At 43.6% G+C, this 11,230-nt stretch carries 13 protein-coding genes and 1 tRNA gene; 8 read left to right on the top strand and 6 right to left on the bottom strand.

Annotated elements, in window-relative coordinates; translation table 11 throughout:
- Window positions 1-175, bottom strand: a 175-nt coding sequence (locus L5M28_RS19200) for a transposase (RefSeq protein ID WP_263148818.1), incomplete at its 3' end; no start/stop codon positions are given.
- Between the two features lie 270 nt (window positions 176-445).
- Entirely contained in the window at window positions 446-694 is a 249-nt protein-coding gene (locus L5M28_RS19195) for a heavy-metal-associated domain-containing protein (RefSeq protein ID WP_263198719.1), read from the bottom strand.
- Between the two features lie 1,700 nt (window positions 695-2,394).
- Between L5M28_RS19195 and L5M28_RS19190 the strand changes: the two genes are divergently transcribed.
- Together L5M28_RS19190 and L5M28_RS19185 are read left to right on the top strand one after the other, a co-directional pair.
- Window positions 2,395-4,008 (top strand): MATE family efflux transporter, encoded by a 1,614-nt coding sequence (locus L5M28_RS19190; RefSeq protein WP_263204193.1) that lies wholly within the window; start codon window positions 2,395-2,397, stop codon window positions 4,006-4,008.
- On the top strand, window positions 4,005-4,568 hold the full coding sequence (locus tag L5M28_RS19185) for a hypothetical protein (RefSeq protein WP_263197201.1): 564 nt from the start codon (window positions 4,005-4,007) through the stop codon (window positions 4,566-4,568). Before L5M28_RS19190 ends, L5M28_RS19185 begins: the two co-directional genes overlap by 4 nt.
- Before the next feature lie 219 nt (window positions 4,569-4,787).
- Here L5M28_RS19185 and L5M28_RS19180 read toward each other — a convergent pair.
- Both L5M28_RS19180 and punC read right to left on the bottom strand, forming a co-directional pair.
- Window positions 4,788-4,878, bottom strand: a tRNA-Ser gene (locus L5M28_RS19180).
- Between the two features lie 80 nt (window positions 4,879-4,958).
- Window positions 4,959-6,230 carry a purine nucleoside transporter PunC gene (gene punC / locus L5M28_RS19175; protein ID WP_219250788.1) on the bottom strand — a complete coding sequence of 424 codons (1,272 nt, stop codon included), beginning with the start codon at window positions 6,228-6,230 and terminating at the stop codon, window positions 4,959-4,961.
- Window positions 6,231-6,345: 115 nt separating this feature from the next.
- On the opposite strand from punC, the gene punR reads away from it, so the two are divergent.
- The 6 genes from punR to L5M28_RS19145 all read left to right on the top strand — a co-directional run bounded on the left by punR (window position 6,346) and on the right by L5M28_RS19145 (window position 9,690).
- Entirely contained in the window at window positions 6,346-7,248 is a 903-nt protein-coding gene (gene punR, locus L5M28_RS19170) for a DNA-binding transcriptional activator PunR (RefSeq protein ID WP_028759950.1), read from the top strand.
- A gap of 339 nt (window positions 7,249-7,587) precedes the next feature.
- Window positions 7,588-8,247, top strand: a complete 660-nt coding sequence (locus L5M28_RS19165) for a Bax inhibitor-1/YccA family protein (protein WP_028759949.1) — start codon at window positions 7,588-7,590, stop codon at window positions 8,245-8,247.
- Between the two features lie 69 nt (window positions 8,248-8,316).
- Window positions 8,317-8,706: a sulfurtransferase complex subunit TusD gene (gene tusD / locus L5M28_RS19160; protein WP_263204192.1), complete on the top strand. Its 390-nt coding sequence runs from the start codon at window positions 8,317-8,319 to the stop codon at window positions 8,704-8,706.
- Between the two features lie 14 nt (window positions 8,707-8,720).
- A complete protein-coding gene (gene tusC / locus L5M28_RS19155; protein WP_028759947.1) occupies window positions 8,721-9,077 on the top strand; it encodes a sulfurtransferase complex subunit TusC in 357 nt (118 codons plus the stop codon).
- Window positions 9,077-9,358 (top strand): sulfurtransferase complex subunit TusB, encoded by a 282-nt coding sequence (gene tusB, locus L5M28_RS19150; RefSeq protein WP_105252497.1) that lies wholly within the window; start codon window positions 9,077-9,079, stop codon window positions 9,356-9,358. The genes tusC and tusB overlap by 1 nt, the downstream gene beginning before the upstream one ends.
- On the top strand, window positions 9,352-9,690 hold the full coding sequence (locus L5M28_RS19145) for a TusE/DsrC/DsvC family sulfur relay protein (RefSeq protein WP_263204191.1): 339 nt from the start codon (window positions 9,352-9,354) through the stop codon (window positions 9,688-9,690). The genes tusB and L5M28_RS19145 overlap by 7 nt, the downstream gene beginning before the upstream one ends.
- A 99-nt stretch (window positions 9,691-9,789) precedes the next feature.
- Here the strand turns inward: L5M28_RS19145 and L5M28_RS19140 are convergent, their stop codons facing one another.
- Both L5M28_RS19140 and serS read right to left on the bottom strand, forming a co-directional pair.
- Window positions 9,790-9,912, bottom strand: a complete 123-nt coding sequence (locus tag L5M28_RS19140) for a hypothetical protein (RefSeq protein WP_028759944.1) — start codon at window positions 9,910-9,912, stop codon at window positions 9,790-9,792.
- A gap of 19 nt (window positions 9,913-9,931) precedes the next feature.
- Window positions 9,932-11,218 carry a serine--tRNA ligase gene (serS, locus tag L5M28_RS19135; protein WP_028759943.1) on the bottom strand — a complete coding sequence of 429 codons (1,287 nt, stop codon included), beginning with the start codon at window positions 11,216-11,218 and terminating at the stop codon, window positions 9,932-9,934.
- Window positions 11,219-11,230: the final 12 nt, after the last annotated feature.

Here is an 11,230-nt window from a genome sequence, read left to right as displayed (position 1 = left end):
TTGGTGTGCCACCCTGGCGTTCTAGTTTTAACTGTCTCACCCATTTATCCATAGTGGACTTACCTACGTTCATCGCCTTTGCAGCTTCGATGATGCTATGGTTTTTATCGAGGACTAATTGGGCTGCTTCAAGTTTGAATTCAGCACTAAATGTTTTTCTGGTTGTCGATCTCATGTGTTCACCTAAAGTCATCTACGAGGTAATAATATCACCTCTATTTAGGTGGCCAAAATTAGTGTGCCACTACATACAGAGTCAGACCATTATATTGGCGGTGATATTACATTTTTGGAAACAAATTCAATTACTCTGTCCTTAAATTATATCCATTTATAACTCGTTATGGGCGGATAAGCAGCACCTCTGTTACTAGGTGCTGCTCTCCTAAGAACCGTACATGCAACTTTCACTGCACACAGCTCAAGCCTCCACTAAGGTGCACTGTCAATTGGCGGTATTTTGCGACTTGCTGCTTCTATCTACACTGCAACAGGTTGACTCAGGTTTGGCCGGATATCCAATTTCCTCCAGAGTGTCGAGTATTTCGTCTTGCGATTGGCTGCTTTGTACATTGATACTACGGCTGGAGAGATCTGCTGTTACGACTGCATCGGCGTCCAATTCCTTTATTGCACGGTTGATCAAGCCAAAGCAGTGGTTGCAGGTCATATCGGTAATTTTTAACGTTAACATCGTAAATCTCCTTTGCTAAAGTGGGCAGCTAAAATTCTGCACCTTGCTACAGGGAGAAGGTCAAGGCTTATTTTCTGTGATGTTACCCAGTACCAGTTGTGCCCAAATGGCACAATGTGAGCAGGGGTCGCCAGTGCTGCAATCTGATAGCTACTGCAGTACTTTTGCTGCATTTGCTGTAGCTCACTGCTCTTCCCTTTAATGCTGCAGCTGTTTGACTTTACGGCTTTCCCGCTCTAGATCGCACCAGAGCTACAGTAAGGATAAAATGTCATCTAATGCCCCCCCTATCTTCTGGCGCGAGCTATAAACTCCAACAGTTGTAATTGCTGAAAGTTATACAGTAGCTGGCTTTAGTGCGTGGAGCCTTATTTAACTTGAACTCGGGATAAGAAATGTTGAACTAATAGCCCTTCAAGTGATCGGAACTTTCGACCAAGAAAAAACCATCATACCGGAGGGCCTATAGTTATTTTGATCATGCTTTTTTATCTCAAAAGATTGTCTTCGTTGAATTCAAATAGTCTTCGTTTTAATTCCATACTTACACTTCTGATAAAAATAGAGTGATAAATTACTTAAAAACTATATTATTAAATATAAATAAAGTCATATTTCGGCAATCTTCAATCAGATGCAGATTGATTTATTAGCGCTTAAAATCATATTTTTTGACAAAGTTTCTACGTATTTCCCAAACTCATTTTGTATGAAAAGCCACAGTTTTGTGTGCGTGGCCACTCAAAATGAGGTTTGGCGGCAGACTGAGATTTGCTTTTTTTCGCCGATATCTTCTGGCCATCTTACCTGCTCTTATTTGGGTATTAGTACGATCAACTAAGTTTGTGCTTGGGGACTTGATGATGGTTTGTTGCTACCTCTCGTCGCGCGTGCTGGCACTTTGCCAATTTGAAGATGTACTGCAAATACGCCAGCAACAAAAACCGATGCAATTATCACTCATATAATGAAGCAATGTTGCCTGTTAAAACTTATATACTTACGATTTAGCTTAAAGCATAGACACTAAGGTTAAAACCCACATTCGTCATCGGTAATGATGTGGGTTTTAAGAAGCATGATCTTAAAGTCGTTAGTATTTATGCAAAAAATTCAATTTCCTTAAATAAGGTCGAACCAACACCCTGCACCCGAGCTGTAAAATCAACAATAACGTTTTTTACTACAGCAAACGGCAGCTTGCGAAACATAACATCAGATAGGTATATGGAACATCACCCACTTCAAGCAAGGTAAGTAGGCTGATTGACACAATAACTAGACCATCCATAGTGCACCTCAATTCGTTATTTTTTAATATTATACGCAGAAGTGCGACAGCTTGTGTCGTAACTAAAAGGAAGTTTGTACAAGGACTATTATATTATCGCTAGGCAATGAATCTTCGATAACTTGCTGTACAGAAAGTGGTTTAAGTGGCTTGTTGGATGGCGTCATTTATCGCTCATCTACTACTAACATGTGAAGTGGTTAAATGCCACCGTCAAATACGACAAGCTGATGATTGACATCGGGCGGATGAGTAAGAATAATACGCGGCAGGCTGCAGAGAAGCCTGTCCGCAAAAGATGATATCACTCTGATAAATTAACAGCGTTGCGAATCGATTTCATATCGAACCCACAGCAATCAAATAAGTTTGGCTTAGCGGAATGCCAATAAACTTAGGAGAATTGTTTGTGAAACATGCAACCGCTAACACTTTCAAACCCGCCGGTATCAATGTTGAACTTTCTGACATTGTACCCTTGGCAGCCACCGAAACGCCCTCCCACGGGAAATCTCACTCAGGATCTCAGTCAACTGAGTCCTTAGGTACGTTAGCTATCCCTACTTTGTATTTGCGCTTTGCGTTACCCATGGCATTGGCCATGATGCTCAGCGGCAGCTACAACTTAGTTGACTCTTATTTTATTTTGAAATACATCGGTGCCGATGCATTAGCTGGGGTGACGATTGCCTTCCCGTTACAAATGATGATTTTTGCTTTGGCCTGCATGATAGGAAATGGTACTGCGACCTTAGTAAGCCGATTTTTAGGGGCAAATGCGTTTGATAAGGCGAGTCAAATCGCGAACACTGGTTTTGCGTTAGCCCTATGTTGCGGCGTGATAGTGACTATCGTGTCACTCGCCCAGCTTGATAATTTATTGGCGTTTATTGGGGTAAGCTCAACACTTGCCTTAGTTGCTACAGAGTATCTACAACCCATTCTCTGTTTTAGTCTATTCACTTTTTTGTTATCTCTTAGCGGCGATTTACTCAGAGCACAAGGAAAAGTCGTGGTGATGCTGCTGGTTATCTTGTTGTCGGCGGTCATGAACATCTTGTTCGATACACTCTTTATTGCTGTTTTGGAGATGGGCGTGAGTGGTGCGGCGTGGGCAACGGTGGCGGGTCAATGTGTGAGTCTATTTATCGCTGTTGTCTATTTTGTCCCAAATAACCGCTTTGCCAGTAAACAGGTGCTTCATAAGCAAGCTACCCAGCCTATTTTTTTTAGAATGGAGCAGATAAAGCTCAACCTCACTGAGATAAAAGCGATTCTTGGCTTGGGTAGCCCTATATTATTGTCATATCTTGGGATTGCCTGCGTGATCTCATCGGTAAATCATATTTTAGTCAGTCATTTAGCCAATGTAGCGCCCAATACGCCAGCCGCGAATGAGGTTGCGTACATGATCAGCGCTTATGGTTTGATCGGACGCTTTAATATCTTTATCGCCCTGCCGCTCATGGCTCTCACCAGTGCAGCACAAACAATCAGTGCGTATAACTATGGGGCGATGGCATCTTCTCGGGTGTTAGCGTGTGCTAAATGGGGGATCGTCTTGACCTGCTGTTATCTGAGTGTCGTGACAATTATACTTATGGGGTTTCCTACCTTGGTTTTTGGTATTTTCACCGATGATCCAGCACTCATTGGCGCTTGTATTAAGATTTCGAGTGTGACGTTTATCGCTTTACCTTTGGCGGGGATCACAGGTATTGCGATTGCTGTGTATCAAGGCACAAATCGCCCTAAGCTTGCATTGCTATTATCTGGGATAAAAATCTATGGTTTGTTACTGCCCCTGCTGGTCCTGTTACCTCAACTATCCTTTGCAGATATTTCATTTATCACAGGTGCATTAAACATTAATATTATGCAAAACGCTTTGATTGAGTTATGGATGGCCTTTCCAATTGCGGACATCTTAGGTTGTCTCTTGAGTTTATTGATCATCAGTATTTGGCCTTTCATTCACGTGCCGCGAGCAAATCGAGTCAGTCATGGAGGTAATGCAAAATGAAGTTAGCCAAGATGAAAGACTCAAGCGCCATCGCATTAAATGAAACCAAAGTTCGCGCTAAAAAACTGCTCAAAGCTTGTCAGCAGGATGAGCCGTTAGCCAAGCAAAGAGTCGCGACCTTAATGGCGAAATTGGGCATATCACACTCAGCTCTCCAGCTTAAGCATTGCCAACAAGTGATCACACGTGAGCTAGGTTTTATCGATTTTCATCATTGCCAGCGAGTCCTGTCGGGTCAAGCCATACTCGGGGATGATTGGGGAGGCTTATTCCACACTAAGCAATGCGACACATTACTCAATCATTGGTTTACTGGCTATTTAGCCGCGCGTGAGTTTAATGCGCAAGCTGAGGACACATTGCTACTCCCCTACAAGAAGCAGTTTTTTGTAGTGGAGCGGCAGGATTACTGCAATGCGCTGAATTTGCAGATAATTTTGCAACCAGTGGATAACGCTGGCGAACCGACAACACTCCAGGATCTGGTGAGCAGCTATGCTAATGCAGATTGGCATTCCTTTGCTCTTGCCATGGTCCAACACAAACTCCCCAAAGTGTAATGATGGCTGAGATTGTCTGGCATCATGTTGAATGAGGAAATCTAGAGTTAAATAATACAAGCAAAGTCATCATTGCTGATGGCTTTGCTTGTGAAATATGGCTGAAACACTGCGTTTCGAATCAGCAACGTAAGGCTAAAACAGCTAAAACAGCTAAAACAGCTAAAACAGCTAAAATGCAAAAAGCCGCTAATTGCTTAGCGGCTTTTTGACTAAATATGGCGGAGGAGCAGGGATTTGAACCCTGGGTGGGCTATAAACCCACGCCGGTTTTCAAGACCGGTGCATTAAACCACTCTGCCACCCCTCCGAACGAGGCGCATAATATAAGTAAGTCTGTTGACTGTAAAGCACTAACTCTCAATTATGCGCCAATTGTTGCTATTACACTCAATCCGCTGGATTTTGCTTCACATCGGACATTATGCCTACCCGTGCGGGATCTGGCTTAGTGAAATGTTTGGCAAAGTCGCCCCACTCTTGTTGACTCTTAAGTATATAGCCGACCACAACTAAAATAGCGCAACATAGGATACCCCAACCAATCGCCACTTCACCAAGACTTGCCCACATAGCGACTAAGCTTGATGCACCAAAGGCAATGCTGATCTGTAAGAAGTTCTGTAATCCTGCGGCCTTAGCGGCATTCTGACTAAACTGCTGTAGCGCGCTGTTCACGACTATTGGATAAATTGCACCATTGGCCGCCGCTAAAATCGAGAACGAAATAAGCAGTGGGAAAATCGTGCTCGCGGGATAAATCAGCGTGAACATGATGATCGAAATAACGCAGGCTGCGAAAACTGACAACAAGATATTGAGTGTTTGATGCCCGCCAATGCGTTTTATCAGTAACTTACTCGCATAACCACCGACAATAAACATGATGGTTTGCGGGATAAAACTTAACCCAATTTCAGTCGCTTGATAACCGTGCATTTCCATCACAATCGGCCACACAGTTAAGTAGGCAAAGAAAGCACCGGAACAGGCACCGAAGATCACGACGTTGCCTAAATAGCGGGTGTTTTTCAAAATTTGCCCATAAGATACAGCAACATGTTCACTGTGTTTATGTTGACTCTTGCCTGGAACAAAGTACAAGGTCATCAATACCAGCAGAAAAGCGATAACACACAAGGAGATAAAGATTGCACGCCAGCCTAATTCGTTCAGAATATAAGCGCCAAGGATCGGTGCTAATGCAGGCGATAATGCGACCAATGGCATAATGTTGCTGAAAATACCTTGGGCTTTATCGGCATCATATTGTTCAACCACAATAGCTTGCCAAATAACCCCTGCACTACAGGCGCCAATGGCTTGGAAGAAGCGCGCGGTATTGAGCATTAATATAGAATCACTGTTGGCAATAAACACGCTAGCAATGGCAAATAAAACAAGGCCAAAGATCAGTGCCCAACGTTTGCCGATTTTATTGACTAACGGGCCGTAAAGCAGCTGACCTAAGGCAAGACCCGCAAGGAAACAGGTCAATGACATCGCCACCTGTGATGGTGTGCTGTCAAATGAGCCTTCAATTGCTTTGAAAGCAGGCAAATACATGTCAGTGGCAATAAAGCCAAGCATGCTCAACATGGCTAAATAGAATAGAAACATAAAGAACTTTATGTTTACAAAGGTGTTACTAGACGTTTTCATAAAATAATCGTGTCAGATTGACTAAAGTGTGCAGTCTAATGACTTGTTAAATTTATTGGAAACGTTTATTTTTGACTTGTGCTATCAATTATTTTCATTGGAATGGACGTCAGTTATGCTCTCAGAACAAGCGCTAGAACTCATTGATATTGTGGCTCGTGTAGGTAGTTTCACCGCGGCGGCGAATCGGCTACATAAAGTGCCCTCTGCCGTGAGCTACGCGGTCAAGCAAATAGAAGAAGAACTCGGCGTCATTCTTTTTGAACGGCATCATCGCAGTGTAACCTTAACACCAGCGGGTGAACATTTTGTGAAGCAAGCCAGAACCTTGCTCACGCAGATGGACGAGATGAAACGTGGCACTCAGCGCGTGGCAAATGGTTGGCAACCCACCTTGTCCATAGCCCTTGATAATATCGTCCGTGCCGACAGGATCAGCGTATTAATTGCTGACTTTTATCGACACTTCCATGATATTGAATTAATTATTCGAATTGAAGTCTTTAACGGGGTTTGGGAAGCGCTCGCCACGGGTCGCAGTGATATTGCTATTGGTGCGACAACCGCAATTCCAGTCGGTGGTGTTTACCAATATAAAGACATGGGGGATATTGAGTGGGCGTTTCTTGTTAGTAAAAATCATCCCTTGGCCAGTATTGACCGCCCATTAAGTGACGATGAGCTGCGCCCTTTTCCCTCGATTTGTTTAGAAGATACCTCTCGGGAAATTCCAAAACGTATGACTTGGTTGCTAGAGAATCAACGCAGGTTAGTCGTACCTGATTGGATCCGTGCCATTAACTGTTTCCGCGAAGGTTTAGGCGTCGGTTATATGCCAGTGCATTTAGCGAGCGTGTTTATTAAGGCGGGTGCGCTTGTTGAAAAACAACTGGAAAATCCAAAGCAGACAAGCCCTTGTTGCTTGGCCTGGAATGCTGACAAGATGTCGCCTGCTCTCGCTTGGGTGCTGGAATATCTTGGCGATACTGAAAAATTGCACAAAGAGTGGCTGGCTTAAGCTTGGTTTAAACTCAATATGCTGATTTAGTCATTGAAATCAGCATTGAATGTGATTGTGTATCGTCTGCTTATGTACAGACTAAATCTTTACCTTCATAGTGGATGAAGACGCAGATACAAGAATCTTATTTTTTATGCTTTGCAGTTAAAGTTGAAATAAATAATTGAGTAAAATTTTGAAGATTAACAATTTGTTATTCATGGTTCTATGACTTTCACCCGTATCTCATGTACGGTATCATTGCACCAGTTAAGTTCATTTTAGGATTTTACGGGAACTTAGTGTGCTGTAAAAAATCAAAATGATCAGTTTGGAAATGTGTCAACGGAGATCAACATGACCCAAGAAACCTTATATTCGACGAGTGCGTCAACACTGGAAGTGAACAAACTTCTTAAAAACACTTATATGCTGTTATCGATGACATTGGCCTTCTCTGCACTGTGTGCGGGTTTGGCAATGGCATTAAATATCAGTCCATTAGTCTCCATTGGTTTATCGATTGGTGGCCTAGTACTGTTGTTTGTCACTTTACGTAAAGCCGAGTCTGCAGCGGGTATCTTCTGGGTGTTTGCCTTTACGGGTATGGAAGGTGCTTCACTGGGCTACATGCTCAATCACTACGCGGGTATGGCAAACGGTCCACAGCTGATCATGCAAGCACTGGGGTTAACGTCAGTGATTTTCGTTGCGTTATCAGCCTATGCCGTGACCACTAAGAAAGATTTCTCTTTCCTACGTGGATTCTTATTTGCCGGCTTGATTGTGGTGATCGCCGCCGCTGTGATTAATATTTTTATGGGTAACAGTGTTGCCTTTATGGCAATTAACGCGGGCTTGGCGTTACTGATGACAGGTTTTATCCTGTTTGATACTAGCCGTATCGTCAATGGCGGCGAAACTAATTACATTCGCGCGACTATCTCGTTATACCTAGACTTCTTAAACCTCTTCATCGCGCTGTTGCACCTGATGGGCATAGGCAACGATGACTAATCCTAGTTAGCGATTTTTAGCTTAACTTGCGTTAGAATGGCCCTACTTTTAGGGCCATTTTTATTTTAAATGAGCAAATTTATTATCCAAGTGAACGGGCCCGCTTATGGCACGTCGGCGAGTGTTAATGCCTTACGCTTCTCCCAAGCTGTACTTTTAGCTGGGCATCAGATTATCTGTGTGTTTTTTTATCAAGATGGCGTGTATAACTCCACAGATTTAAGCTTACCCGCCTCCGATGAAAACGATGTGATCAGTGACTGGAAACAGCTGGCGCAATCCCATCAGGCCCCGTTAGTCAATTGCGTTTCTGCAGCGCTACGTCGCGGCATTGTGAGTCACCAAGATGCTAGCGAGAATGGCCTTAGCCACTGGAATGTGGGCGAGTCATTTATTATGGGCGGCTTAGGTGAGCTAATCACAGGTATTGAATCGGCCGATCGTTTGATCAGTTTTTAACTCTCAGGGCTACTATGAAAAAATTGTGTATTCTATTTCGCTGCTCGCCACATGGTACTGTTCGTGGCCGCGAAGGTTTAGATCTTGCCCTGCTTAGCGCTAGCTTCGAACAAGAAGTGAGTTTAGTGTTTGTGGATGAAGGTGTGTTGCATTTGATTAAAGATCAACAGCCTGAGCTTATCGGTGCTAAAGATTACATCTCCACCTTTAAAGCACTGCCGCTGTATGATATTGGCTCTGTGTTTGTCTGTAAGCAATCCTTAGCCGATTACGGCTTAAGCCATGGCTTACTGTCGATCCCAGTGACAGTGGTCAACGATGAAGCCATCGCAGCCCATTTAAACCAAGTGGATGAGGTCTTAGTATTCTAATGATTTTACATCATATTCAAACATCTCCCAGTCGAGATAGCGCGCTGAAACTTTGTTTACGTTACGCCTGTAAGGAAGATGCAATTTTATTATCGAGCGATGGCGTTAACGCGTTACTGCTGCGCCAGTGGGCAATGGCATTATCGCCCTTCAAGTTGATGGTCTTAAAAGACGATGTTGTCGCACGTGGCCTATCCGAACGTTTAAAGAACGTCATGCTTATCGATTACAATGAGTTTGTGGCTCAATCATTACTCCATGACAAGGTGATAACGTGGTAAATCCATTGCAATTTAATGGCGCAGAAATCGCCCGTGACCATCAAGGTTATTTAAAAAATCTTAACGATTGGCAACCCGATATGGCCCTGTTGTTAGCGGCAGAAGAGCAAATTGTACTTACGCCAGCCCATTGGGAAGTTATTAACTTTATTCGAGATTTCTATCTTGAATATAAAACGAGCCCTGCTATCCGTGTATTAGTTAAAGCCATTGGCCAAGCCTTAGGACCAGACAAAGGCAATTCAAAATACTTATATACCCTATTCCCGATTGGACCTGCGAAACAAGCAACGAAAATCGCGGGCCTGCCCAAACCAGCTAAGTGTATTTAATGGCAAAGGGTTAAGTCATCACGTAAACATGACACAAACAAAAAGGCATGTTCCCTTGGGAAACATGCCTTTCTTTTTACTTGAACAAAGTTGATAGGGTTATTTGACGTTTTCTAACACAACCCAGATGGCTTTGCCTACGGTGGCAAGCATTACAGCAAAAAATACTGCAATCACAGCGGTATAGGAAAGCCAACGGAGATAGCGCTGGCCTTTATCCATAGTATTATTTTGTGTTCCATTAGCCTATTTGAGTCAAACCGCCCATGTAAGGACGCAGAACTTCAGGGACTGTGATACTGCCATCAGCATTTTGATAGTTTTCTAAAATAGCCACTAAAGTACGACCCACAGCTAAACCTGAGCCGTTTAACGTATGCAATAGCGCAGGCTTATTATCTGCTTTCACGCGGTAACGTGCTTGCATACGACGGGCTTGGAAATCCTTCATGTTTGAGCAAGAAGAAATCTCACGATAGGTATTTTGTGCTGGTAACCAGACTTCGATATCGTAGGTTTTGCTTGAGCCAAAGCCCATATCGCCAGTACATAAAATCACAGTTCGATACGGTAAACCTAAACGCTGCAACACTGTTTCAGCATGACCTGTCAGCGCTTCAAGTGCCGCCATTGAATCTTCAGGCTTAACAATTTGCACCATTTCAACTTTATCGAATTGGTGCTGACGGATCAGACCACGGGTATCTTTGCCGTATGAGCCCGCTTCGCTGCGGAAACATGCAGTATGCGCAGTTAACTTTATTGGCAGCTCGTCTTCATCAACAATGCTATCGCGAACTAAGTTCGTTAATGGCACTTCTGCAGTTGGGATAAGGCTCAAACCTTGGCCTTCTTCAGTTGCAGGTTTAGTGTGGAATAAATCTTCACCAAACTTAGGTAGCTGGCCTGTGCCGAGTAAGCTTGCCTCGTTAACCAGTAATGGCACATAGGCTTCGGTATAACCGTGCTCTGTGGTATGTAAGTCCAACATGAACTGACCAATGGCGCGGTTTAAGCGGGCGACTTGGCCTTTCATTACGATAAAACGTGAGCCAGTAATTTTAACGGCATTTTTAAAATCTAAGCCGTTTAGGCCTTCGCCTAAATCGATATGATCTTTAATCGGGAAATCAAAAGTGCGTGGCGTACCCCAACGTCTCACTTCAACGTTCTCTGTTTCATCGGCACCCATTGGTACTGATTCATCAGGCAGGTTAGGCATAGACATGGCAATGGCATTGACTTCTTCAAGTACGGCGGCCAGTTCAATCTTTTTGGCATCCAACTGTGAACCTAAATCGCCCACTTGCGCCATGATCGCGTCAACATCTTCACCACGGGCTTTAGCTTGGCCAATAGATTTGGAGATGGCATTACGCGACGCTTGTAATTCTTCGGTAGCCACTTGCAGTGACTTACGCTTTTCTTCTAATTGAATGAGATGAGCTATGTCTAAAATAAAGCCACGGGTAGCCAGTCGCTCAGCGGTAACTTCTAATTCGTTGCGCAAAAATTTAGGATCTAACATGTGATATATTCT

Source organism: Shewanella sp. SW32, from assembly GCF_025653365.1.
Lineage (GTDB): Bacteria > Pseudomonadota > Gammaproteobacteria > Enterobacterales > Shewanellaceae > Shewanella > Shewanella oncorhynchi.
The sequence above is the reverse complement of the archived record's forward strand: the minus strand, read 5'-3'. Positions and strand labels throughout refer to the sequence as shown.

What these genes read in the sequence shown, in the direction of transcription:
- tusC (WP_028759947.1), top strand. Translation starts at nt 8,721, where the DNA reads ATGAAAAAATTGTGTATTCTATTTCGCTGCTCGCCACATGGTACTGTT.
- tusD (WP_263204192.1), top strand. Translation starts at nt 8,317, where the DNA reads ATGAGCAAATTTATTATCCAAGTGAACGGGCCCGCTTATGGCACGTCG.
- punR (WP_028759950.1), top strand. Translation starts at nt 6,346, where the DNA reads ATGCTCTCAGAACAAGCGCTAGAACTCATTGATATTGTGGCTCGTGTA.
- L5M28_RS19195 (WP_263198719.1), bottom strand. Translation starts at nt 694, where the DNA reads ATGTTAACGTTAAAAATTACCGATATGACCTGCAACCACTGCTTTGGC.
- tusB (WP_105252497.1), top strand. Translation starts at nt 9,077, where the DNA reads ATGATTTTACATCATATTCAAACATCTCCCAGTCGAGATAGCGCGCTG.
- punC (WP_219250788.1), bottom strand. Translation starts at nt 6,230, where the DNA reads ATGAAAACGTCTAGTAACACCTTTGTAAACATAAAGTTCTTTATGTTT.
- L5M28_RS19165 (WP_028759949.1), top strand. Translation starts at nt 7,588, where the DNA reads ATGACCCAAGAAACCTTATATTCGACGAGTGCGTCAACACTGGAAGTG.
- serS (WP_028759943.1), bottom strand. Translation starts at nt 11,218, where the DNA reads ATGTTAGATCCTAAATTTTTGCGCAACGAATTAGAAGTTACCGCTGAG.
- L5M28_RS19140 (WP_028759944.1), bottom strand. Translation starts at nt 9,912, where the DNA reads ATGGATAAAGGCCAGCGCTATCTCCGTTGGCTTTCCTATACCGCTGTG.
- L5M28_RS19185 (WP_263197201.1), top strand. Translation starts at nt 4,005, where the DNA reads ATGAAGTTAGCCAAGATGAAAGACTCAAGCGCCATCGCATTAAATGAA.